We start from the raw sequence: 22,660 nt of genomic DNA, 5'->3' as shown, positions 1-22,660 counted from the left end.
AGAGCATACAGATGATTCAGAACGCAGATATTGCCAAACAAATCAGTGAGGTCTTGCTTGAATGCGGTGGAAAACTTGATCGCTCGGTTGCTCTCGTTCAATCCGGTTGTGGGCCGGAGGAACTTAAAGCATATAGACGTGCGATTGGTAAAGTTATGGGAACTATCCTTCTGGATATCTTAAATCCGTTGTATGAAATACACCCAAATCTCAAGCCGCCGGAGCTTGACTGATCTTCGTGGAAGTTGAGCAAGGCTGAGACCAATCAGCTCAGCGCATTCCCTACTGAGGTGATTGGCTCGGTTCCGATTTATGTCCGGCGCTCGACGACTCGGTCGAACTGATCCAGGCGATGTGGCCGCACGGCCATGCGCGCGTGCGCAGCAGTCTTTGGCGCGCGCGCGATTTATCTGGCGCTGATGTGCAGTTCGTTGGTTCTTAGCAGCCGTGTCGATATTTTCGAATTGAACATGGCCGATCAATGGCCCAAGCGACTAGACCTGGTGGAGCCTAAAATAGGTTCGTCCGATGGCAAATCATTGATGTGCGCATCCGGCCCATGGCGGACATCCTTGATATCGGCCGTGGAAAGTATTTGGACATGGAAAGATCGACCATGCACACGTATTCCGTGCAACTTAGGATCAGTGGTGTGGAGCTTCACCCTGACGAGATCACCGAAGATCTCGGCTTGATGCCCAATCTAGTGAGAGGGAAGGGGCAGCCGAGGAGCACTAGCGAGCTTTGGGCCGACTCCATGTGGTCCTACGGCGCTTCGGTCGATGGCCAGATAAGGAAGTGGGACAGCCTAGAGGAAGGGCTGCTTTCGGTCATGGATGCCCTTTGGTCGAAACGCGCCTTGATCGCCACATATTCACGCCGGTTCGATGTCATTTGGTGGTGCGGGCACTTCCAAACCAGCTTTGATGGCGGGCCTACCTTCTCTGCAACGCTACTAGTAAGGTTGGCCGAGTTTGGCGTCCCTGTTTATGTCGATAATTACTTTTCGACATCTGACGGCAGAGAATAGGCCTTCAACGTAATGTCCACTTCCGACCCATAGCGGACGCTACCGTAAAGTTGTCTGAGGGTCTCCTGGATTCAAAAATACAGGGATGAAGAAATCGGTAACGCGTGGCGCAGAGTCAATGTTGATTGCGGTCCAATTATTAATGTCTCCCGCAGGTGCTAGGTACGTTTGTAATGCGTGGAGCCAGCACCCTTGAATGAAGTGTTGCCATGCTTGAGAGACTTGTAGGACATCAGCCACCAACTTACTCATTGGTTCTTCGCCTTCAGCTACCGGGAGTCGATTTAGAAGCGCAGCGTTCGCGATGAGGTCTGCGAGTAGATAGAACGTATTTGCGGATCCAGTTGCTAGCACGAGTTCCAAGGGTTCGCTTGTGCTGACGTGATCGAAGCCCTTGGCAAGATTATTGTGGTCATGATGAAAGGCGAACTCGTTCCTAACGATTCGTATTGGACAGTCTTTGGGCTGAAAGTATTTCTTCATCTTGGAAAGTGCTTCGGCCGCATCACTGCCGATAGCCTCGTCATTCCATGTGCAACCGAGCTTCGTTGCAAAGAATGCCTTATTGATGAACTCCCATCCCTCTAGGAGCTTTCCTGCAAGCAGACGCATGGCCGATAGAGTCTGCATCGTGCCGATTAGTTCTTCAGCGCCTGAGGTTGCCTGTCGGGGGTTGGTTGGAAAGGCCGTGCAGAGCCGCTGAAGTAGCGTTACTTCGTTTGTGATATGTGCGGCCCCGACCAAGAAGACTCGGGCTGATTCTGGAATGTCCAGGAGCTTGGATGGATCGACAGGTACCCGAAAGACATGCATTCGCCGGTCTCAATCAGTTGGTTTGTTTCCACATCATGCCGTGCGAGGTTGCAGAGGTGTAGTTGGTCGGACAAGGGGCGGAGCCTCATCGCTGTGCAAGCCTCGAATCGTAAGAAATGGGGCTTAGCCAGAAGCGGCTCGCTGCTCTCTCCCTGGTTCAAGGAAACAAGGACCCGGCTATAGCGGGCCCGGCAGACCGACAAGGCAAGGTGGCCGCTAGCGGCTCCGGGGCATTGCCGGTCGGCAGCCTTCCCGGCAAGCTGTTTAGGTCCGCTTCCGACCCGAAGCGGACATTAAGGGGCGACCCGACACAAGGAGAGTTGCGAGCATGGACATGACTCCAAAGGACGAATTGAGCCAAGTCGTTTTCATCCACGACTATCTACAACTCGTCTTTCAAGATGTGTACTTCACGCTTCTGACACCACCGACCTTAACCAGTGGCGGCGAGAGGTTTCGACCTGGTGAGCCGGGATTCTGTGACGAACTGGTTTCGCTCATCTCGTCAAAAGTCACTGCTGTTGAGCGTGGCGCAAACGACGATCTGTCCATCTCGTTCGCTAATGGCGCCAAGGTATCTGTTCTAACCTCGGACCCTCGGGCAACCGGTCCGGAAGCGTGGCACTTTGGGGGCGCAGGGCTGCCCGGCTTTGTCGCAATTACTAGGTGAGATTCCGCTTCCGACCCGAAGCGGACATAAAGCTCCAAACCTAGGAGGATGCATGGACGCACTATTCATGGCGGCGTTCTCAGAGATCGAGGCGCTGGCCCAAGAGGGGGCAGTGGCAGTCATAAAGGTGGATGGCGCCCGACTGCTGGCGGGTAGCCCTGACATCTATACGGTCGTTCTGTCAGGAGGAAGGCTTGGAGAAACTGAGTTCTTTCGTTGCGATGGAAGCGACCTAACCTCGCTGGTGCGGGAAGCGCTGGACTTCTACGGTTCTTGCAGAAGCGAGTCTGGCTAATGTCCGCTTCCGACCCATAGCGGACAGTTTTTGGGTACTTAGAAACTAAGGGATTAGCTTATGTCGTGGTATGCCATCCGCACCGTGTACGACTGGGGCACTAAGACCGACGGTACTGCGGTCTTCGAAGAGAGGATCGTTGTCTTCGAGGCGACCTCTTGGGATGAGGCTCACGCGAAGGCGCACACCGAAGCCGATGCCTATGCAAAAGCGCTGGGCTTTGTAGCCCATCCTGACCAGGTGGGTTACGAGCAGGACGGGGACCGACTGATTGATGGCTATGAAGTTTGGTCCGAGCTCTTTGAGGCGAATACTTCGTTGGAAGAGTTCTACGAGAGCCGGTATTCACGATTTGACTATCATCCAGAGTGACGTCCGTTTCCGACCCGAAGCGGACACGTCCAATAAGGACCATCCAGGGGCAAGATGTGGACAGGATCGCAAGCAAAGAAGACCTGTTGGCAATGTTGGGTGTAATGAGCCAGCCTAGAAAGCATGGGCTCAGTCAAGCGGCACTTGAGCTGGTGCTCATCAACTTCTGTGCCGGCTGTCCCGACCCGCTTGGGGCATATCGACTCATCGTTGAGTGTTTTGATCCAATGACGGATGAAGAACTCGTACGTCGGGCGCTGGAAATGCCGGTTCTCTTGATGAAGGACGTGCCGACATCGATAGTTCCAGCCGAGCATCCCGCTCGAACAATGAGCGACCGCACAAAATCGCTTCATTAATGACGTAAGAGCTAAGGTCCGCTTCCGACCCAAAGCAGACATAGAATCTGATGGTAGGGAGAGTGACCGGGCGATGACCGATAGAGGCGGATTCCTTATTGGAGTGGGTGTGATCGGCCTTTTGGCTGCAACGCACGGTGTCATCGGCATCGTTCGTCGACGCATAACGGTGAAGGAACGAAGATTCGGGCCGAGCCAAACCTATATCGGGCGAGATGCTACGGCTATTGGGGCGTTCTCCATCCTTATCGGACTGGCGCTTGTCGCAGTCGGCATAACCGGTGTGATGCTTGGGTGGTAGAGGAGGTTCGCTTCCGACCCGTAGCGGACATTAGCTAGTCACCCTAACTACTGGAGAGCAGGATTGATCCTGAGACGGCTGGTTTTAATGGTCCTACCGGGTGCACTTGTGGCTGCATGCTCAGGCGGTGGCCATTCTGAGGGACACTCTGGGGCTCAAACGGCGCGCCTCAGGGCTACGCTTTCGTCTTTGAATCTGAAAGACCCTGGCGCGGATGCTAGAGCGCGCGCAGCCCAGGGGGACGTAAGGCCCGTAGGCATTTATGGGTTCACTTGCAGCATTCCCGGCCCCGAAGGCAACCTGCCGCCACCTGAGTTTGGCATTCGATGTCTCGACGGAACTAGCGATGCCGCTGAAAGTGTGGAGCACCGACGTTTGATCAAGGTCGCAGAGGACTATGCCCTGGCTTATGACCGAGAGCTCAAGAAAATAACGACCAATTGAGGACGTCCGCTTCCGACCCGGAGCGGACATCAATGTTGGCGCTTCGCGCCTAGTCTCATTTAGAGGGAACCGTCGGGGCAAAAATGGAGACCATAGCCAAAGAAGCGCTCTTCGGTCGCGTTGCGGACGGTGAGCGATTTGAAGTTGTCGTAGAAATTGGGACTCCCTATCAGTGGCAGGGAGATGAAAAAGAGTGGGCGTGCCCGCTCAAGATCTTTCCGCTGTACGAGAATCTACGAGACATCCATGGTGGAAGTTCACTTCAAGCGCTGTGCTTGGCGATATCGCTCGCCAAAAGTCTGCTCGACGGCTTTGTCGAGAGGGGTGGCGAGCTGACGTACGCCTCAGGTGACATTTTTGCCGTGAACGCAACCTTCGGAACCACCAAGTACTGAGTGCGGCCAGAGCGGTTGGCTCTGCAAGATGGAGAGGTCCGCTTTCGACCCGAAGCAGACATAATCAACGCAGCTCGACCAGTCTCGACGGCTTAGGCTGACCAATCATCAGGAGGGTGTATGGAAGGGGTTTGGGTGACTGTTGTCGTCTCGGGATTGTTCGCTTCGGCGCTTGCACAGCTAACCGCTGCCATACTTTGCTTTGGCATGAGCCCCGGGAAGGGGCTGGCATTCCTTGTGGTTCCGGGCTACCTGTTCGTTGGGATCAGGCAGCATCAGTATTACCGAGCAATCATTGGGCTATGGATTGCGGGCCTGGTCGCTATCACGGCCGGGACAATCGCGCTGACCTAGTCTCGCGGTCGAGCTGGTCTGCAATCGTCATCGGCATGTCCGCCTTCGACCCGTAGCGGACCTAACAGGGGGAGAGAATGGACTGCTGTTCGGTCGAATTCGTGCCAGTCGACGCTGCCGCGCTGGCCCGGACAGCGGCGTTGTTCGAACAAATTCGAGCCTCGAAACAAGTAGGGGCGACTTTGGACGACTCGGTGTTCTCCGCACAGCTAACTGAGGCAGAAAGGTCGTTCTTTTGGAGTCCGTCGGAAGAAGAGCGAGCGGAATGGTCGGCGATGTGGTTTGGAACACCACCGGGTCAACGCCACTTGCTGCCAGGGCCGCAGTGGGATCTCGGATCTATGCTGGATTCCCTTGCCGATGGCGAGTACGACTTGATTACCATCGAGGATCGCGGACACAGCCATCACTTGCTATTCAATCCGAAAAGTTACCCGTTCGGCGGCACGGGTTGCATGGTGGCCTTTTTGGAGTGTTTTGGGCACAAGGTCATCACCGTCAATGATGGGACAGGACGGGTTCCCTACGTGCCAAGGGCGCTTTGGAAGCCGAAGGGGCGATGAGATTCTTACGTCTGCTTCCGACCATAGCGGACATCACGGAACGGAAGGGATTCTGAGGGGGAGATGATGACAAAGCGCTACTGGGGAGCCGTCACGATCGTCGCGGATCGGCCACTTAACGCTGTTGCCGATGAGCTGAATGTCCTCTTGGCACCTCAGCGGCTAGTGGAGACCGATCGGTTCGACGAGGTGCCGGGGTACATCGCGAGCGCAGAAGGTTTGGAGTTCTCTCTACAAGGCTCGCCCGTCGATGCCAATGATGTCGACTATTACTACTTCGATCTTCTGTGCAATGTGGCCGGCGTCAGTTCCTTGCCGAGCTCCCTGAGCGATCTGCCCGACGAAGCAGAACCGGAAACGGATTTGGGGCCGCGGCGCCGAGCGTCCGCGTTTCTCCGTGCCAGACTCAGTGCAAGTACGAGCTTGGTCTGTACGGCTGAGTAAAATGTCCGCTTCCGACCCAAAGCGGACGCTCAAAATGTGAAAGAACGGAATTAGGGGGAAGCATGACCGGGGGCATTGGAGAGATATCTCCCCACACGTTTTCTTCAGTGGACGAGATAAGAGCCGCGTTTCAACCACCGGCGAGGTTTCGGGTGTCGCCCAACTTATACCAGGCAGGAACCTCGTTTCCGGGGACAGGCAAAGAACACCAGATATTTGTATTGGGCGGTACAGTCGAGATAGTGATAGACAGTCACACCACTACCATTGGTAAAGGGCACAAGGCGGTCATTCCGGCGGGCACGTACTGGTTGACCGTAAAGGGAGATCTGCCGTCGAGTGTGGTGAAAGTGTTTGATATCGATGCCATCCGTTCTGGAATTGTCTAAGGCCCGCTTCCAACCCGAAGCGGCAGTTTCCAAACATGATGCAACGATGAGGCAACCAGTCATTGCGACGCGCTTCAAAACCAGTGCAGGTTCTCATTCAGCACGTACAGAACAAACAGTACCGCAATCGAAAATGCACACCACCAGACAATTTTTGCCGTCAATGTTTTTGGCGATGTCCCACTAGCTATGCCAGCCATGTTTTACCTCCACCGCATGCGCGTTTGCTCAGTATCCCAAGTGTAACCCCAACTGAAAGTGGCCCAGGAGCGAGTGAATATGCGCCTAAAGGCACTGATTAAGACTGCACGATCTGGGATCGTAAGGTCCGCTTCCGACCCGGAAAGCGGACGGTTCCAGGAGACACAAAGAGACCGCGCATGAGCAGAAGACTGGAGGGTGCTCGCTTGACTTCCCTGAAATGGATGGCGCGTGTAGCTGGCTGTTATCTATTGGGGTTTTCTGCGACGTATGCGGCCGGATGGGTATCCACGACCCATCCCGACGCCCCAAACGCAGAGCTGTGTCGAGCATTGCTCTATCGTTTGAATCACACAAGCGCCCGCTGTACGTCAGTGGCCGTCCCGACGTATCCCGAGTTCAACAGTCCACCTTGGGAGACGCTCGACGCTAGCAAACACATTGATCTAATCGCGAAGTTGCTTTATGTCAGTGTGCCGGTTTCCCCGCGTTGGGGGGAAGCACTGCAAGAAGATCCACCGCCAGAATGGGAGCGTGCGCGCACCCATGCCAGAGATCTCGTAAGAGAAGGCTACACGCTCCAAATCTGGCATACGCATCTGCTTGCGTACTTCGGTGATACACCGAAAGACCCAGCTCCTTCCGGGATCCAAACGATTGCGCTCTTGTCGTCGAAGGCTGGCTCGCGAGCCATTCCGGGCTGTCCGGGCAGCACGTCGTTTCGTTGGAGTCGCACATTTGTGATTTTGCCGGACTTGAGCGGCCCGGACCTGCGTGTCAAGCGGGGACCTGCTGCGCTACTGATCGATAACTATCCCGTGCTGTACAAGGGGCAGACGTTACTTATCAGCCAGAGGGCGGGAGTCTTTGATCAAAAGACGAACGCGCTATCTGGCGGGCAGGTAATAGTTTATCCACCAGACAGTGGCCCTTGGGGCGGCTGCTGGTTTGAGTATCACCTGAATGACGAAGACCACTCTGGGCAGAATTGAAAATTGCTGTTGCCCGGCAACCGGTTGTCAACCAGTGGATGGGTACGACATACCGAGCATTATCTAGTTAAGGTCCGCTTCCGACCCGAAGCGGCCACTCCCGCGATTCGAGCCGATGGCGGCGTAGGTCGCCGCCATATTACGAAGGCCCGCCGATTATTCTGTCCCAAGGGCCGTGTCGCGCTTGGCGCCATGCACCTTCTCTTCATCGGCTGCGCTCAGCGCCACAGGAATGATGTCGATTTCTACTTTCTTGATATCGCCGGCATAGGTGAATGGCGACTCGTAGCTATCGCTGACTGGTGAGGCGGTATCCATGCCCACGCTCAGGCTCTCGCCGCCAAATCGCCCGAAGACCGTCTTCTCGACCCGTCCTTCGCCGACCTGCTTGCCATTGACGAACATGGTCACCGAGCCGCCCTTGCCAATGCCACCGTCCGACTTGAAATCCACCTTGATCGTAACCGGGCCCTGGGGAAGCTGCGCGTTACCAGCGATTTTGTAATGCTGTTGCCCAAAGTAGTTGTATTCGTAGACCGGCTTGCCGCCCTTCACGTAAAGCGAGAACCCTGCGGTAGTTCCACCCTCCGCGACGAGTACACCGTCGCCGCCGCCTTTGGGTACATCGATGGTGGCCGTGATGCTGTGTGACTTGTTCTTGGTGTCGACCGCCGAGGGCTCCGGAATCTCAGCGCCGGGGTAGTACACGAAGTGGGTTCGTCCGGCGATCAGGCTGGGGCGAAGGCGAGGGTCGCCGCGCTCGGCAAAGCGGTCGTCCAGCGGGAAGACGTTGTACTTCTTGGCCTCCAGCAAAAAATCCGCCTGCAACTCCTTCAACTTATCCGGATACTTCGACGCCAGGTTGTCTGCCTCGCTGTAATCATCGTCGAGCTTATAAAGCTCCCATTTGTCGTGGTCGAAGTCCCCCGTACTTCCGCCCACCGTCTGCCACGGCAAGCGGCCGTGACGGGCGACCGCTATCCATCCGTCCTTGTACAGGGCGCGATTGCCAAACATCTCGAAGTACTGAATGTGATGGCGCCCAGCGGCCTTTGCATCATCGAAGGTGTACACCATGCTGACGCCCTCGTAGGGCTTCTGCTTGACCCCATTCACTTCGGTGGGCTCTTGAAGGTGCGCGGCTTCCAGTACCGTGGGCGCAATGTCAATGACATGGTGGAACTGGTCGCGGACGCCCCCAGCGTCTTTGATGCGATCCGGCCAAGCGACCACCAGCGGGTTACGCGTTCCACCGAAATGCGATGCAACCTGCTTGCCCCACTGGAATGGCGTGTTGACAGCCCATGCCCAACCCACGGGGATGTGATTGTGAGCGTTGGTCGTGCCGAACTCGTCCATGTGTTTAACAAGGAATTCCGTGTCTTCCTGGACGCCCTGCAACGTAGCGATCTCATTGAATGCTCCGTTCAACGTGCCTTCCATCGATGCACCGTTGTCACCAACCTCAAAGAAGACCAGTGTGTTGTTGAGTTGCCCAACTTCTTCCAACGCATCCAGTACGCGGCCTACCTCATAGTCGGTCTGCGCTGTGTACGCTGCAAAGACTTCCATTAGCCGTGCTTCCACCCGCTTCTGATCAGGCGTCAACGAATCCCACGCGGGGATTTCCTTGGGACGCGGAGTCAGCTTCGTACCGGGAGGAATGACCCCAAGCTTTAACTGGCGCTGGTAGGTCTCTTCTCGGTACTTGTCCCAGCCCTGATCGAACTGCCCTTTGAACTTCTCGATCCATTCTTTGGGAACGTGGTGCGGGGCATGCGTTGCACCAGGAGCGTAGTACACGAAGAAGGGACGATCCGGGGTAACTGATTTCTCTTGCTTGATGTAGCGGATGGTGTCATCGGCGAGCGAATCGTTCAGTGTGTAGTGACCTTCCTTTCCTTTGGGAATTTCCAGAGATACGCGCTGATTGTCGCGATACAGCACCGGCTCCCACTGGTCCATCTCGCCGCCAACGAAACCGTAGAAGTAGTCGAACCCTTGGAGGTTGGGCCACCGGTCGAATGGACCCGAGATGCTCGTTTCCCAATCAGCAATATTGTGGTTCTTGCCGATCCAGGCTGTGCTGTATCCATTCTGGCGCAGCACCTCCGCAAACATGGCGGTGCTCTTCGGAATCTGTCCGCTATAACCGGGATAACCGTCACCAACTTCGGTGATCACTCCTGTACCCGCCGAGTGGTGATTACGTCCGGTAAGCAAGGCCGCTCGCGTCGGAGAGCAAAGCGACGTGGTGTTGAAGTCTGTGTAACGGAGGCCCATCCGCGCGATACGGTCGAGGTTGGGTGTCGGCACTTGCCCGCCAAACGTGCCCCATTGCCCATATCCCGCATCATCGATGAGGATGTAGAGGATGTTGGGCGCACCGGGTGGCGCCTTCACCAGGTTGATCGTGCCAGGCTTGGAGTCCTTGAAGCTCTGCCCGATCTTCGCGTCGGAGAATGTTTGCTCCGGCCGGGGAAGAATCTTCTGCGCCGTCACGGCCTGGACGCCTGATAGGAAGGCCAGAACGGCCATTAACAACGAGAGCACTATCCGCTTAGCCATGGCCCTGGTCTCCGAGAGTTGTGGGCGCCATCTTTGTCGACCTTCTGCATCGACGATCAGGGTACTGCCCATACACTGTGAGACCTGCTCAGCGTGATCAACCGTATAAGCACGGGCACGGTCTAGGTAGTTATACGTAGCAAATCTGTATCGGATACATTTCAGCAAATGTCCGCTTCCGACCCGGAGCGGACTCTAGCGTTGTCGTTGCTGGCTACTGGAAGTCTTGCGGTTGGTTGGAAATTTCGTCGCGGTCGGACGCCAAGGCCGTGTTAGCCTGAAATCCAATCCCCAAGGGGAATTGCATGCGCTGCGAACCCGGAAGTTTGCTTTTTGGCCTGCTGGTGGCCTGTGGTGTCAGTTACCCGTTCAATACGTCGATGGCCGCATCGGATGTGGCTGCCGAGACGACGATTAGTACGTCGGTGGGCTCGCTCAAAGGTGTTCCCTACCGAATCGATATACCGAAGAACTGGAATGGCAACCTTGTCGTGCTTATGCATGGCTACGAGCCCAAAGGCGTGCCGCGACAGAGTCCGTGGCCGCAAAATGAAGAGGCTCCCGTTTTCCTCTCTCGTGGCTATGCCGTTGCCGCCAGCGCGTTTGCCTCCCAAGGCTGGGCCGTAGGGGACGCACTGGAGGACAGCGAGCAGCTTCGCCAGCTTTTCATCAGGAAGAACGGAAAGCCACGCAGAACCTACGTGGTCGGATTCTCGCTGGGCGGCCTGGAGGCGCTGGCGACTCTTGAACGCCATGGTCATGAGTACAGCGGAGCGTTGTCAGTTTGCGGCGTGAATATTTCGGCCCCGGATATTGTCGCGCGCGGCGTTGTGACCCCTCTGGTCGCCTTTGATACGTACTTCCCGGGGGTGCTGCCAGATCTAGCGGATTCAACGTCTCCGCCTATGATTGCCCCTGATCGAATTCAAGAAGCACTCCAGACCGACCAGACCAAAGCCGCCCGGCTCGAGGAGCGGTTGCAGCAAACCAGTGCGACCTTGCCTGGCGCGTTGATGCTTGACTATATGGTGCTGCGTGAGATCGGGCAGCGCGCGGGCGGCATGCCAGTTGATACAACAAAGACCGACTACTCCGAATTTGCGGACGATAGTTCCTTCAACAGCAAAGTGCGTCGTTATAAAGGTGCGCCGTCGGCGATGGCCTATCTCGCCAAGATTGTGACTTTAACTGGGCGAATCACCGCACCTGTCGTACTGCAGAGAAACGTCTTCGACCAGACGGTTCCGGCACGCTTTGATGCGGCTTATCCCGACCTCGCAAAGACCGTAGGCAATTCATCGAAAGTGACGGTGTTGCCGCCAGTAGGCGAAGGGCACTGTGACTTTACGCATGAGCAAATTGGCAAGGCCTTTGACGTATTGGTCGACAAGAAAGTTTTGGCCGGAGAACGTTGAGGGCGTCCTGTTTCGGTTCGACTGTATGCCGAAGCGTTGATAGTGCGCATTGGTCCGCTTCCGAGCCGAAGTGACCTTTTCGCGGAAAATGGTGTGGGACGCCTGCCACATAGTCATGCGATCAAGTATAGGGAGGTGCCTATGAAAGTCCTGAATTCCTTTGGTATGTCATTTCTGAGCGCGCTAGCTATGGTTATCGCGCTGATGCTCGTATCTGCCGTATTCGATGCTCGCCTGTTCAAACCTCTCGTTGCCGTTGGCATTGCTGCGGGCGTAGGCCTCGCCAATGCTGTCCGTACCTGGAGAGGATTGTCTCTGAACGGCTTTGCTTGGCTGGTCGTTGTCCTGGTGTCGCTTGGGTCAGCAGTGGGTAATTGGTTCTCAAACGGATAGATGTGGTTGGCTAACTTCTAAGGTCCGCTTCCGACCCGTAGCGGACCTTGGCGCGATTGGATAGCAGGGGGGGGAATGGATGACGTCGATCAGTAAGGAACAGGCGACAGCTATCTGCTATCGCGAAATCAATCAGCCAAACCTGGACTGGCCGGATATGCCCGAGCTAGTCGTTGTGCGTGTAGACGAGCGCGAACTGTCTTGGGTCATTCACTATCAATCGAAGCCTTGGGTAGAGTCGGGTGACTTTTCCCAGTCGATCGTAGGGAACGGGCCTTATGTGATCTCGAAAGCCACTGGGGAATTTGCCATTTCGGGCACGGCGGCTCCACTTTCTGACCGGATCGCTGAGGCCGAGCAAGCCCTGGCAGCGAGAAACGCGCTTTAACTAAACAGTCCGCTTCCGACCCCAAGCGGCCAGCTCCATGGAATTAGCCCCTGGGTACAGCTAGTACCGATGAGCCCTTAAATTCGGCACCTGCGCTGCACCATGGACCATTATGATCGATCAAAGGTACATGCTCGGTCCTCGATAACGTAGGCACGCTAGTCCACCCGGTGGGAGCCGAAGAATCTGACTTCAGCACCTTGATGCTGCACATCTCTGAAGACCTTGATGTGGTTATCTTGTACAGGTTTGACTCATCGGCTTTGAATGTAACGACACCACCACAAATAATCGATTCGAGGTGCCCGTATTCATTCCCAATACCCATATAGTGGTAGCTCACCGATTGGTATGGGCGCTGCCCCTCCGTCATCGCGAACTGTGACCATAATTTCGCGAACTGCCATATGTTCTGGCCAAAGCAGTCGTAGTCGTCTTCGTACGTAGTTAGTTGCAAAGGCACATCTGGATTCTCATTCGTGAATTCGAACCTTGTCCTGATGGCCGCATATCCACGGACCTGTGGCCTTGGGGTACAAGCGGCAAGTGTCGAAATGATCACAAGAACTATGATGAGCCGTTGCACTGCTGCCCCCTTTGGCAAGTGTTTTGCGATGTTATGGGAGATCGTGGATCGGTCAAGGACCACTGCATCGCGGATTGGGGATTCAAGTCGGGAACGTCCGCTTCCGATCCGTGACGGACCTAATATGAGGGGAAGAAGCATGGACCAGACAGTGGGAGGTCAGACCTTTGAGTGCTTTGGCGGTCGACTGGTGAAAGGAATCTCTCTGATTGCCCTTGCACCGGCCGGCTTCTTTTTCTGCCTTATCTTCGGCCAAGTCCTGTACGGTACTGACCCCTATAGCCAAGAGTTCCTGTTTATCGCAGGGGCCTTCCTGGTGATGCTCTATGTCGGCTGCCTTAGCTTGGTCGCCCTCTCCGATACGCACGTTGATACAAACGGCGTCTGCAGGCGTTCTTTCGGTAGTACCTGGGCGACCGCGAACTGGTCGGACGTCACCCTCGTCACAGTCCGGGATGCCCAAGGGCGAAACCTGCCCGAGCCATTCAAGGAAATTCAGATCATAGGCAAAGTCGAATCCCGCTTTCCCCTCTGGAGCAGGCAACGGTTGCTACTCGATACGAGGGTAGAGATGCCTGGGCAATTCATCACTGCATTGAACCGCGCGATTACGCAGTATGCGATTCCGGTTGAGGTCCAGGATCAATCGGGCGAATTTGTGACGGCAACGTGCATACCCTATACATAGTCGATCGAAGCGTCCGCTTCCGACCCACAGCGGACGGTCTTGCGTTGGTAGAAGGCTCCTCGCGCGGTCCGCTTGAATGTCTGGGCTTTCTAGATATTGCTACCATCTGCGAAGAGCAGGTCGATTCGGGGGAGTCGCAATGAAAGTGCTCATGATCTATGACTTGGCCACGGGCGGGTTAGCCCGAGTACCAGCTAACCTCTCGGCCCATCGAGCGCGTCTACATGAGTTCCACGCGCGAGGGACGCTCCTGATGGCTGGACCATTGGGGAAACCCTCCAGAAGGTGCCCTTGGAGTTTTCACCAGCCGGGATGAGGCAGAAGCGTTCATTCAGGCGGACCCATTCGTGCTTAACGGAGTGGTGGCAAGTTGGCGGCTGGTCGACTGGCACGAAATGCTCACCTAAAGCTCCAGAACTTCGCCAAACGAGGAAATCTCTCTTTCACGTTGGTTCGAGGTTGAAGAGGTTTCTTACGTCCGCTGCCGCCCCGGAGCGGACATTCCACGGTTGATAGCGAACATTGGGCGAACACGGTGGCCCGATCGATTGTAGTGTTGGCCCAGTGTAGCCCCGGGGAGAGTTGTCGCATGGCGAAGCAGATAGTCGCAATGTCAGTCCTCGTGGTAGGGGCCATAGCGATCGCTACTTTCTATGTCTCTCCGTGGCCAAGTGTTTTCCTCATTCGTTCCGTCTTCGACCACGGAGCAAAGCAGGCATCCGAAGCGCTCATGCCCCTGGTCCCAGTCGATGTCATGGTCGAACGAGGATTGACCTATGACGCGAATGATCCTGATGCGCAGCTCGATATTTACCGTGGAGCCGCCGCCACTCTGGATGGCCCCGTGGTCATCTGGTTTCATGGCGGCGGCTTCGTTTCCGGCCGGCGTGCCGACATCAGTAACTACCTAAGAATTTTGGCCGGGCAAGGCTTTACGGTCGTCAATGTGGACTACACGATTGCCCCAGAGGCGACGTATCCCACACCGATTCGACAGGCAAACAAAGCCCTCACCTATATTTCTGCTAATGGCACAAAGCTGAAGATCAATGTGAACAAGCTTGTCGTAGCCGGCGACAGCGCTGGCGCCCAAATTGCCGCACAGACGGCCGCGATGCTGACGAACCCAGAGTATGCGAAGGCCCTGGGGATCGCCCCAGGCATTTCCAGTAACCAGATTGCTGGAGCTCTTCTCTATTGCGGGGTCTATGACATCACCGACATGGGGAAAGGCAGCGGGGTCATCGGTTGGTTCGTGAGGTCGACCACTTGGGCGTACAGCGGGAAGAGGGACTGGCACGAGGCCCCTGGGTTCGGAACCATGTCGATCACGCCGCATATAGCCTCTACATTCCCACCCACATACATTAGTGCAGGTAATGCCGATCCACTGGGTCCCCAATCAGTTGCTTTAGCCATGGCGCTCTCAAGCCATCACGTCAATGTGACAACCCTTTTCTACCCACGGGACTACCAGCCGCCGCTTGGTCACGAGTATCAGTTCAACCTCCAGATCCTCGCTGGAAAGCGTGCCCTTGACCGATCCGTTAGCTGGCTCCGATCCTTATGATTTCGGTGAGAAATGAAAAGCGCCAAGTCCGATTCCGACCCAAAGCGGACAAGCCGATACACGCTTGAAGATGTAGCGCAGGACCCGTGAAGCGCGCTTGGTATACGGGTTCTCCTGTTGAGACTGGCCTCTTTGCTAGCAATTCAAAATGTCGTGGCTACCAGCTGTATTTCGCCCCCATCAAGCCACCTACGCTTTGGTAATGCTTATCGCCAAGCTGCACGCCCACAAACGCCCAGCCGGTCCAGCCATGCCCGTACTCCCACTGCACGCCACCCTTGATCTCGCCCACGTCAGTCGCTCCAGAACTTAGATTGATACCGTCGAAGCTCATGCTGTTATCGCGATCGTGATGCCACCAGTTCGCTTCAAAAAATGGTTGAGCCAATAGCGAATAGGCAGACAGGTCCCATGGACGAATGAAGAACCGCGCACCCAGACGCGTCACCAGGCCGCCGGCATCGACACGGCGCACGTCAGTACCATTCACTTCCACATGGTTGCCGCCGCGATAGTCCGTATAGATCACCTGAGCTTCCGGCTCAAGCAAATAAGCCTCGTTTCCCTGGCGACCAACATCCATGGTGTAACCGACCTCCACTGAACCAGTGAGCGTATGGCTGCTGTAGTCCTCCTGAGGGAGACCCTGTCCGTTCACATGACTGTCGTAGTGCCCGTACAGCACCCAAGTGTCGACGTACAGTCCGGTTCGCTGCTCTGCATTGGCCACCCAGGTGCCGTAGATGCCACCGCTGTTGCCACGCACATGGCCGCGAGCATCAAAAGGAATGAGGTTGGACGCTGCGTCGGTGTCGGCCTGACCGGTGCCAAGCATCACGCCCAGGTGATAGCGATTGTCACCGCTGTCCCAGCGTGTCAGCTCGGCGCCAATCTGCAGCAGCCAGCTGTTTGTCCGGGTGCTGATCTCCCCCTCGCCCGTTCGTGCATTGGTCTGCCCTCCCTGCACGCGAGCCCAGGCCGCACCGTTCGGGTCATTGCCATCGCCGCGCTGGCGCTCGGTGAAGTCCACTTCACCCAGGCGGTCGTGCAAGGTCATGGTGAACATCGCCGCCGCAGCTGCCTGATTCGCGAGATAGGCCCCCATCTCTGGGCGATAGATGGGTATCAGTGGCTCTGGCTCGGGTGGCGCGGGCGGATTGGGCGGAGCCGGTGGCACCGGCGGATCAGGCGGGCCCGGAGGCGCAGGCGGTGATGGTGGCGCGGGTGGCGCGGGTGGCTCCACGGTATTGCGCAGGAACCAATCGTCGCCGTTCTGCGCGCCTCCGCGTTCAAGGAGATACTCGTACGCACCCGCCACAACGCGGTTGCCGAGCACAAACGAATCCGGCGCAGTGGTGGCCCCGTTGATGGTGGCCACTAAGCGAATGCCATCGCCGACGGTCAGTGCACCTGTTCCACCGATGTTGTTGACCAGAATCGATCCTGTGCCACTCACCGCAGCGCGACTGATCACCAGCAGATCGCTGTTCTGCACCGCGCCGCTATTGAGCTCGGTGTTGAACAGGATCGTGCTGCCCGGAGTGAAATGCACCGTAGCGGCATCGATAGCGAAGACGCTACGCACGCCGGGTTGGCGTCCGGCCAGATTGAGCGTCGACCCATTGGCAAACTCGACCTCGTCGGCCAACACGTTGCCAAACACACCGCCTTGCAACACGGCACCAGGGTCTACCGTAAAGGTGCTTGGCGTCGTACTGCCGACATCCGCCGCACGCACGCCATACGCAGCCGCGTTGGCCACCTCAAAGGTACCGGCCTGTACCTCGGTATTGGCGTAGATCTGCGACCAGCGGTCCTGGTGGTCGCTCAGGGTGGGGAAGTGGGTGCCATCAAAGCTCACCAAGCCATTACCAGTCTTTGTGACGGTGATAAGTCCCTTGGTGCCGTCGTTCTGGATGGGGTCGTAAAACAGAATGCCGTATGGCGCGCTGGCGTTGAGCGTCACCGACGTGCCACCGCCTACGTTGGCGATATAGACAGCGTTGGCGCGTGGTGTACCCGAGATTTCCTGTGTGTTGCCAGAGAAAATCAGATTGCCGCCGGTCGCATTGAGTATCAGTGCAGTGGGGTCAAGGTAGATCGCACCGCCGTGTGACGTGGCGATGTTGTTGGTAAAGCCGAGGTCGCCCCCGTTGGTGCTCAGGGTCACCGTGCCATTGGACCAGAGAGCGCCACCGTCGAGTCCCGCCGTGTTACCTGTGAACGTACCTGCACCCGTCACTGAAATATTGGTGGCCGCGTAGATGGCGCCACCGTACGAACCTGCCGTATTGCCCCGAACAACTAAGCCCGGGCTGTCGAGGCTGGTGGAGCCCACTGTATAAATGGCGCCGCCCGTCGACCCGGCCCTGTTGTTGGTCAACGAGAGAGAGGAGCTTGCACTCAACGAGGTGTTGCCATAGGTATAAATGGCGCCGCCTCGCGCGGTGCCTGCGATGTTGCTATCCATCCCGATAGTGCTTCCACCGCTTACGGTAACGTTGCCGGCGGCGTAAATAGCGCCGGCATGAGCGCCCGCTGTGTTTCCGTTTGCCGTCAGGTTGCCCGTTATGTCGACGTCGCCGCCAAGGGCCACCAACATGCCGCCGAAACTCCCGCCATTGGTGACGCTATTGCTGGTTCCCGTTACGTCGCCGTTGAGAACGATGTTGCCATAGGAATAGATGGCACCACCCGCATCACCCGCGCGATTGCTCTGCAAGATGGTTGGGCCGGTGATCGCGACGTACTCGCCGGATACATTTTGGTCGTCCCAGACGTAGAAGGCGCCGCCCACGCTGCCCGCCGTGTTGCCTATCAAGGTGGCGCCATTGCCGATGGTGATTTCGCCCGTAGGCCCAATGCCTGCGGACTTGATGACGCCACCCGCACTACCTGCACTGGTGACCTGGTTACCCTGTGCATACAAGTGGCCGCCTATGGCCACCGGGCCCTGCGAATAGATCATGCCGCCCGCGTTGAAGGCGGTATTGCTGGTGGCACTGACGTCACCCGTAATCACCACGGATCCCGTTGTGGTCAGTACGCCACCACCGTAGTTGGAGGAGGAGCCAGTCTGCGCGTCGTTTGCAAACGTCGCGTTCCCGTTGATACGAATGAACGAGGAGCTCACAGGCACGTCGAAGTTGCCAGTGCTGATGACACCGCCGTGGTAGGTACTCGACACGACCCCGTTGGCTACGAAGTTGCCGTTGAAGGTGATGCTGCCGGTGGTGGCGTTGTTGGCATTGCCAAACAGCGGCGTGCCGTCGTTAACGGTGGCCTGACCGATGGTTATCGGAGCGCCACCCGCCTGCATGTTGTTTATGGTGATGTTGGCGGCGCCAAATCGGAAGCCCGCAGTGAGGGAGTTATCACTGTTATAGATGTTGATAACATCCCCCGACTGCCACGTGCCGACCGCCAACCGCAGTGCCTCGAGCGTGTTATCCGTGGTGGAGTTAGGTGTGGCGGACGCATTAACCGTGTAGGTGGTCTGTGCCGTCGCCGGATGGGCCAAGACCAACGACAACGCTGCGGCAAGCAGGCTAGGGCGCAAAAGGCCCCGGGGGCGACATGGCATACTCCGGCTGCAAGGCATGAGCGATGCTCCTTATCGACCGGTTGGTGGTCCATACCGAGCTTGGATCCCACCGCCGAACGTTTCCTTGTGCTCCGCGCAAAAGGGCGAAAGCGATGCTTGGGACTCCGGCTTCACATGTATGAACGGCGCCGAGCGTAAAAATCCCAGCGGGGATAAGTACTGCGACGCATGTAGTTACGTCGTGAATAGCGAAGCGCCAGACGGGTTTGTAAGGTCTGCTTCCGACCCGAAGCGGACATTGCTAAGAACCTTTAGCGGTCAGGAATTGACGGGCTGACCTGTGTGAATGGAAAGTGGAGTGTCATCGCAACATCACTGGGGGAAGAGATTCGTGCGATCCAAAGCCAAGGGTTTGACCTTTGTTCTAGCGGCTTCCCTGTGCGGCGCAGCCGCGGCAGGGCAAGGTCCTTCTCTCCAAGGATGCTGGCGCAGTCAGCAGGTTGAGCTAACGATGCCTGACGGCATTCACCGCGATATCAATGGTGATTGCGTCGTCGAGTACGACGGTGCTCAATCCCGTTCGCGCTGCCACGACGAGAGAGGCGTAACGGAGACTCTCTCGACTTACGAGGTAGTCGGCCCAGGCCGCCTTCGAGTTACCCCCGTTGATGCCGTCACAGGAAAGCCCAAGGCCCCGCCAGCAGAGATGGGCTATCGGATAGAGGATGACTGGCTTCTGATTGATCGGCAATTTGCTTCGCCTGCGTCAAATGAAAGCAAGCAACCGACCAGTCTCAAATCGGTTTCCATCCACATTGGCGTTGGTGACAACGCACATTGCCAACCGCGCGGTGAAACGCATCTACGAGTCGGCCGTATGCCTAAGAGTTCGCTCGCCATGAGCGTTCCGTCTGGCTGGCAACCTTTGCTTGTCGACCCCGCAACAAACACGCGATTAGGTCAAGCAGTCGACAAAAGCTTATTCATTGGTGCCTTTGTTCCAAGCACCGCGGTGGTTCAATCGCCGGAACCTCGGCAGGTGATAGTCGTCCTTGATGACGTAAGGTCTGGACCTGTGCCGATACGTTCAATTGAGTTCAGTTCAGTCAAGAACAGGTTTGCCAGCGAGCTAGGGGGTGCACGTCTAACGTGCGATCAACCCGATCGCGCATGTGCTTCCTTACAGATGCCGGATGGTAGCCAGGTGTACACAGAGCTGGTCAACCTAAAGGGTCGCGTCGTCATGGTAAGTGGGACTGACGGTCAAGCGAGATCCGGGGAGTCGAGCCATCTTGAACAGTCTGTCCAGAGCTTTGTTCAACAGCTTCGTTCGGATAACTGAAGTGTCTGCTTCCGACCCAAAGCAATGAGATGGACTCCTCCCCGCCTTCGGCATCGAGTGCCAGACTGGAAGCGATAGAACCAGTCAACGGCGAAGAGGAGTCCACCCATGAAGCTTAAGCGCATTGGGGTCGATCTGGCCAAGAACGTGTTCCAGGTCCACGGCGTGGATCAGCGAGAGAAGACGGTGTGGCGCAAGCGCCTATCGAGAGACCACTGGTTGCAAGCGGTGACGGAAGCGGCCGAGCCGGGATGTGAGATCGGCATGGAGGCCTGCGCCGGTGCCCACCATTGGGCGAGGCAACTGCAGGCGCGTGGTTTTCGCGTGAAGATGATGGCGCCGCAGTACGTGAAGCCGTACGTGCCGCGCAACAAGAACGATGCCAAGGATGCGCAAGGCATCTGCGAAGCGATGAGCCGGCCGAGTATGACGTTCGTGCCCATCAAGACGATCGAGCAGCAGGACATGCAGGCCGTGCACCGCATTCGCACCGGTCTGGTGGAACAACGGACGGCTAAAGGCAATCAGATCCGTGGCTTGGTCGCCGAGTACGGCCTGGTGGCGCCCAAGGAACTGTCGTCGCTGCGCTGCGCGATTCCGCGCTGGCTGGAAGATGCGGATAACGGACTGACGACGCGCTTCCGCCACTTGCTCGACGGCTTGTGGCACGACCTGATGCTGCTCGATGAGCGCGTGGCCGAGCTTGATCAGGAGATTACCGTCATGGCCAAAACCGACGCGGCGGCGGTGCGCCTGCAGCAGCTGCGTGGAGTGGGACCGATGATCGCCACCGCGCTGGTGGCCGCGATGGGCGATGCCAGGCAATACACCAACGGTCGTCAGCTCGCCGCATCGTTGGGCCTGACGCCGGCCCAGAGCAGCTCCGGTGGTAAGGAAAGACTGCTGGGTATCAGCAAGCGCGGTAACGCCCATGTGCGCGCGCTGCTGGTGCATGGCGCCCGCGCGATGTTGCGCACGGCCGCCACCAAGGACGATGCGTTAAGCCGATGGGTCACGCGCTTGGCGGAGCGATCCCATCCGAACGTGGCCTGCGTAGCGCTGGCCAACAAGACGGCGCGCATGGCCTGGGCCATGTTGCGCCATGGCACCGACTATCAACCGGCGCTGGCGGCCGCCTGAGCGTAACGTCCGAGCAAACCCTACCTTACGATTGCGAAGCACCCTGCACGATGACGAACCGGTCGGACCGGCGCTGGCAAAACCCTGAAAGGTCCACGTGCCACGAGCACGACAAAGCGATTGGGAGCCGGCGCGCGACTAGCTCATCAAGGCCCAGCATCCTCCGGAGCGAGGGTGGCGGAGGCCGGATATACGTTTGCAGTCGACACGAACGCCAGAGCGCGGGATGCTTGCAACTGGGGAGGGGTCCATATACGGACCTCGCGGAGAGGGAACGATGGATGAGCCTATGTTTGAAGCCTTCGGCGTTGTGGTCTTCCGGCGTGATGGTCGGGTATTTGCCAAGTACGACGCGGGTGGCATCGTCGCAGAGTACCGAGAAGACGAAATCTTCGAAGATGAGGCCCGCCGGCTTCGTATAAGCGAGCCTGAGGCCTATAAGATTCTTCTCGCTGTAAAGCGCCGGCAAGAGAGTCAGCGATCAAAATAGCAGGTCCGCTTCCGACCCACAGCAGACATTACGAAGAGCTTCCCGTCCTGCTATCGAGCGTAGAGGTCGATTTGCCTATTCCACTCATCCTTGGGCTTATGGGTGCCGCCAGTTGGGTGGTGACAATGTCTGTGGCCGGTGCGTTCTGGAAGTCCATCGTGGATGCAGACCCGAGCTATGCCGCCCAGCTCTATACACCCCCATTTGATCAGGTGTTCTATCGCCTCGGGCCGGTAAATTCGTGGGTGTTGTTTCGAAGCCGAGCCCCAGTCGCCGTGATGGGACGCGTCAGGGCGCTTCGAGTGGTTGTGGTCGTTAACATGTGCCTGGCAGCTGGCTTTGTGGGCAGCCTTCTCTACCAGATGGCACGGTAAGGTCCGCTTCCGACCCAAAGCGGACCAAAGCGCAAGGCCAACATCTACCGAGGGGGCAGAGTGACCGAAACGCAGATGAATGTTGGCGCTATCGCCGTTGAGTTGGGCCTCCCACTCGCGTTGATTGTCCTGATGGCGCTCAAACCAAAGGCTACGCCGCGAGCTATCGTGGTCCTTGGCGCGGTATTTCCAGCGCTCCTGTTGTACGTCGCGGTCACGATCAGCTACCTGGTTTCCAGAGGGAAGTCGGACATCTTTGCGTTCTTCGCAATGTGGGTGATGACTTTCGCCGCTTATGTGGCGGCAGCACTCGGTGGCTTCGCGGTCTCGTTTCTTCGAAGGCCTGCGGGAAATCTGAGGCGCTTTGGCCTAGGGCTCTTGTCAGCGCCTGTTGGGTATCTTGCTTTGGTGCTACTCGTAACCCTGATCCCTTGGTGACAGGACAATAATGTCCGCATTCGACTGCGACTTCAGCCGGTCGTTGCAACACATCGCTGGAAACGTTCGGCCGGTGTTTCAAAGTTGAGCGTCTGCCTCGGT

22 protein-coding genes are annotated in these 22,660 nt (G+C 57.1%); 19 read left to right on the top strand and 3 right to left on the bottom strand.

Annotation, left to right across the window (positions count from 1 at the left end; translation table 11 throughout):
• The first annotated feature begins 11 nt into the window (after positions 1-11).
• Both AC0GUR_RS19115 and AC0GUR_RS19110 read left to right on the top strand, forming a co-directional pair.
• Positions 12-233, top strand: coding sequence for a hypothetical protein (locus AC0GUR_RS19115; RefSeq protein ID WP_472879098.1), 222 nt, complete (start codon positions 12-14; stop codon positions 231-233).
• Positions 234-559: 326 nt separating this feature from the next.
• Complete coding sequence (locus AC0GUR_RS19110; protein WP_472879097.1) at positions 560-1,030, top strand: DUF4279 domain-containing protein; 471 nt, start codon at positions 560-562, stop codon at positions 1,028-1,030.
• A gap of 39 nt (positions 1,031-1,069) precedes the next feature.
• Here AC0GUR_RS19110 and AC0GUR_RS19105 read toward each other — a convergent pair whose 3' ends face one another.
• Positions 1,070-1,642 carry a hypothetical protein gene (locus AC0GUR_RS19105; protein ID WP_472879096.1) on the bottom strand — a complete coding sequence of 191 codons (573 nt, stop codon included), beginning with the start codon at positions 1,640-1,642 and terminating at the stop codon, positions 1,070-1,072.
• A 529-nt stretch (positions 1,643-2,171) separates the two neighbouring features.
• On the opposite strand from AC0GUR_RS19105, the gene AC0GUR_RS19100 reads away from it, so the two are divergent.
• From AC0GUR_RS19100 to AC0GUR_RS19060, 9 genes are all read left to right on the top strand, one after another.
• Positions 2,172-2,513, top strand: coding sequence for a hypothetical protein (locus tag AC0GUR_RS19100; protein ID WP_472879095.1), 342 nt, complete (start codon positions 2,172-2,174; stop codon positions 2,511-2,513).
• A gap of 52 nt (positions 2,514-2,565) precedes the next feature.
• Positions 2,566-2,808, top strand: coding sequence for a hypothetical protein (locus tag AC0GUR_RS19095; protein ID WP_472879094.1), 243 nt, complete (start codon positions 2,566-2,568; stop codon positions 2,806-2,808).
• Between the two features lie 60 nt (positions 2,809-2,868).
• On the top strand, positions 2,869-3,180 hold the full coding sequence (locus AC0GUR_RS19090) for a hypothetical protein (protein WP_472879093.1): 312 nt from the start codon (positions 2,869-2,871) through the stop codon (positions 3,178-3,180).
• Positions 3,181-3,236: 56 nt separating this feature from the next.
• Positions 3,237-3,539 (top strand): hypothetical protein, encoded by a 303-nt coding sequence (locus AC0GUR_RS19085; protein WP_472879092.1) that lies wholly within the window; start codon positions 3,237-3,239, stop codon positions 3,537-3,539.
• A gap of 828 nt (positions 3,540-4,367) precedes the next feature.
• Positions 4,368-4,679: a DUF6968 family protein gene (locus AC0GUR_RS19080; protein ID WP_472879091.1), complete on the top strand. Its 312-nt coding sequence runs from the start codon at positions 4,368-4,370 to the stop codon at positions 4,677-4,679.
• A 431-nt stretch (positions 4,680-5,110) separates the two neighbouring features.
• Positions 5,111-5,596: a hypothetical protein gene (locus tag AC0GUR_RS19075; RefSeq protein WP_472879090.1), complete on the top strand. Its 486-nt coding sequence runs from the start codon at positions 5,111-5,113 to the stop codon at positions 5,594-5,596.
• Positions 5,597-5,662: 66 nt separating this feature from the next.
• A complete protein-coding gene (locus AC0GUR_RS19070; protein WP_472879089.1) occupies positions 5,663-6,040 on the top strand; it encodes a hypothetical protein in 378 nt (125 codons plus the stop codon).
• A gap of 62 nt (positions 6,041-6,102) precedes the next feature.
• The gene (locus tag AC0GUR_RS19065; protein ID WP_472879088.1) at positions 6,103-6,429 is read left to right on the top strand and encodes a cupin domain-containing protein; all 327 of its coding nucleotides are present in this window, start codon (positions 6,103-6,105) and stop codon (positions 6,427-6,429) included.
• Between the two features lie 380 nt (positions 6,430-6,809).
• On the top strand, positions 6,810-7,622 hold the full coding sequence (locus tag AC0GUR_RS19060; protein WP_472879087.1) for a hypothetical protein: 813 nt from the start codon (positions 6,810-6,812) through the stop codon (positions 7,620-7,622).
• 156 nt (positions 7,623-7,778) lie between these two features.
• On the opposite strand, the gene AC0GUR_RS19055 is transcribed toward AC0GUR_RS19060, so the two are convergent.
• Complete coding sequence (locus tag AC0GUR_RS19055) at positions 7,779-10,262, bottom strand: arylsulfatase (RefSeq protein ID WP_472879086.1); 2,484 nt, start codon at positions 10,260-10,262, stop codon at positions 7,779-7,781.
• 233 nt (positions 10,263-10,495) lie between these two features.
• Here AC0GUR_RS19055 and AC0GUR_RS19050 point away from each other — a divergent pair, with 233 nt between their 5' ends.
• From AC0GUR_RS19050 to AC0GUR_RS19030, 5 genes are all read left to right on the top strand, one after another.
• Positions 10,496-11,605 carry a hypothetical protein gene (locus AC0GUR_RS19050; protein WP_472879085.1) on the top strand — a complete coding sequence of 370 codons (1,110 nt, stop codon included), beginning with the start codon at positions 10,496-10,498 and terminating at the stop codon, positions 11,603-11,605.
• A 141-nt stretch (positions 11,606-11,746) separates the two neighbouring features.
• Entirely contained in the window at positions 11,747-11,998 is a 252-nt protein-coding gene (locus tag AC0GUR_RS19045) for a hypothetical protein (protein ID WP_472879084.1), read from the top strand.
• Between the two features lie 79 nt (positions 11,999-12,077).
• Complete coding sequence (locus tag AC0GUR_RS19040) at positions 12,078-12,386, top strand: YrhB domain-containing protein (RefSeq protein ID WP_472879083.1); 309 nt, start codon at positions 12,078-12,080, stop codon at positions 12,384-12,386.
• Between the two features lie 725 nt (positions 12,387-13,111).
• The gene (locus AC0GUR_RS19035; RefSeq protein WP_472879082.1) at positions 13,112-13,660 is read left to right on the top strand and encodes a hypothetical protein; all 549 of its coding nucleotides are present in this window, start codon (positions 13,112-13,114) and stop codon (positions 13,658-13,660) included.
• A 589-nt stretch (positions 13,661-14,249) separates the two neighbouring features.
• Positions 14,250-15,230, top strand: coding sequence for an alpha/beta hydrolase (locus AC0GUR_RS19030; protein WP_472879081.1), 981 nt, complete (start codon positions 14,250-14,252; stop codon positions 15,228-15,230).
• Between the two features lie 157 nt (positions 15,231-15,387).
• Here AC0GUR_RS19030 and AC0GUR_RS19025 read toward each other — a convergent pair whose 3' ends face one another.
• Positions 15,388-18,789 carry an autotransporter outer membrane beta-barrel domain-containing protein gene (locus AC0GUR_RS19025; protein ID WP_472879080.1) on the bottom strand — a complete coding sequence of 1,134 codons (3,402 nt, stop codon included), beginning with the start codon at positions 18,787-18,789 and terminating at the stop codon, positions 15,388-15,390.
• A gap of 1,435 nt (positions 18,790-20,224) precedes the next feature.
• Between AC0GUR_RS19025 and AC0GUR_RS19020 the strand changes: the two genes are divergently transcribed.
• The 3 genes from AC0GUR_RS19020 (at position 20,225) to AC0GUR_RS19010 (ending at position 22,558) form a co-directional block, all read left to right on the top strand.
• A complete protein-coding gene (locus AC0GUR_RS19020) occupies positions 20,225-21,256 on the top strand; it encodes an IS110 family RNA-guided transposase (RefSeq protein WP_472879079.1) in 1,032 nt (343 codons plus the stop codon).
• Between the two features lie 277 nt (positions 21,257-21,533).
• The gene (locus AC0GUR_RS19015) at positions 21,534-21,746 is read left to right on the top strand and encodes a hypothetical protein (protein WP_472879078.1); all 213 of its coding nucleotides are present in this window, start codon (positions 21,534-21,536) and stop codon (positions 21,744-21,746) included.
• Between the two features lie 434 nt (positions 21,747-22,180).
• Positions 22,181-22,558 carry a hypothetical protein gene (locus AC0GUR_RS19010; RefSeq protein WP_472879077.1) on the top strand — a complete coding sequence of 126 codons (378 nt, stop codon included), beginning with the start codon at positions 22,181-22,183 and terminating at the stop codon, positions 22,556-22,558.
• Positions 22,559-22,660: the final 102 nt, after the last annotated feature.

The organism is Dyella sp. PARNA 12/25 (assembly GCF_055702865.1).
This window is presented reverse-complemented; position numbering and strand designations above follow the sequence as displayed.

What these genes read in the sequence shown, in the direction of transcription:
- AC0GUR_RS19115 (WP_472879098.1), top strand. Translation starts at nt 12, where the DNA reads ATGATTCAGAACGCAGATATTGCCAAACAAATCAGTGAGGTCTTGCTT.
- AC0GUR_RS19110 (WP_472879097.1), top strand. Translation starts at nt 560, where the DNA reads ATGGCGGACATCCTTGATATCGGCCGTGGAAAGTATTTGGACATGGAA.
- AC0GUR_RS19105 (WP_472879096.1), bottom strand. Translation starts at nt 1,642, where the DNA reads ATGCGTCTGCTTGCAGGAAAGCTCCTAGAGGGATGGGAGTTCATCAAT.
- AC0GUR_RS19100 (WP_472879095.1), top strand. Translation starts at nt 2,172, where the DNA reads ATGGACATGACTCCAAAGGACGAATTGAGCCAAGTCGTTTTCATCCAC.
- AC0GUR_RS19095 (WP_472879094.1), top strand. Translation starts at nt 2,566, where the DNA reads ATGGACGCACTATTCATGGCGGCGTTCTCAGAGATCGAGGCGCTGGCC.
- AC0GUR_RS19090 (WP_472879093.1), top strand. Translation starts at nt 2,869, where the DNA reads ATGTCGTGGTATGCCATCCGCACCGTGTACGACTGGGGCACTAAGACC.
- AC0GUR_RS19080 (WP_472879091.1), top strand. Translation starts at nt 4,368, where the DNA reads ATGGAGACCATAGCCAAAGAAGCGCTCTTCGGTCGCGTTGCGGACGGT.
- AC0GUR_RS19075 (WP_472879090.1), top strand. Translation starts at nt 5,111, where the DNA reads ATGGACTGCTGTTCGGTCGAATTCGTGCCAGTCGACGCTGCCGCGCTG.
- AC0GUR_RS19070 (WP_472879089.1), top strand. Translation starts at nt 5,663, where the DNA reads ATGACAAAGCGCTACTGGGGAGCCGTCACGATCGTCGCGGATCGGCCA.
- AC0GUR_RS19065 (WP_472879088.1), top strand. Translation starts at nt 6,103, where the DNA reads ATGACCGGGGGCATTGGAGAGATATCTCCCCACACGTTTTCTTCAGTG.
- AC0GUR_RS19060 (WP_472879087.1), top strand. Translation starts at nt 6,810, where the DNA reads ATGAGCAGAAGACTGGAGGGTGCTCGCTTGACTTCCCTGAAATGGATG.
- AC0GUR_RS19055 (WP_472879086.1), bottom strand. Translation starts at nt 10,262, where the DNA reads ATGGGCAGTACCCTGATCGTCGATGCAGAAGGTCGACAAAGATGGCGC.
- AC0GUR_RS19050 (WP_472879085.1), top strand. Translation starts at nt 10,496, where the DNA reads ATGCGCTGCGAACCCGGAAGTTTGCTTTTTGGCCTGCTGGTGGCCTGT.
- AC0GUR_RS19045 (WP_472879084.1), top strand. Translation starts at nt 11,747, where the DNA reads ATGAAAGTCCTGAATTCCTTTGGTATGTCATTTCTGAGCGCGCTAGCT.
- AC0GUR_RS19040 (WP_472879083.1), top strand. Translation starts at nt 12,078, where the DNA reads ATGACGTCGATCAGTAAGGAACAGGCGACAGCTATCTGCTATCGCGAA.
- AC0GUR_RS19035 (WP_472879082.1), top strand. Translation starts at nt 13,112, where the DNA reads ATGGACCAGACAGTGGGAGGTCAGACCTTTGAGTGCTTTGGCGGTCGA.
- AC0GUR_RS19030 (WP_472879081.1), top strand. Translation starts at nt 14,250, where the DNA reads ATGGCGAAGCAGATAGTCGCAATGTCAGTCCTCGTGGTAGGGGCCATA.
- AC0GUR_RS19020 (WP_472879079.1), top strand. Translation starts at nt 20,225, where the DNA reads ATGAAGCTTAAGCGCATTGGGGTCGATCTGGCCAAGAACGTGTTCCAG.
- AC0GUR_RS19015 (WP_472879078.1), top strand. Translation starts at nt 21,534, where the DNA reads ATGGATGAGCCTATGTTTGAAGCCTTCGGCGTTGTGGTCTTCCGGCGT.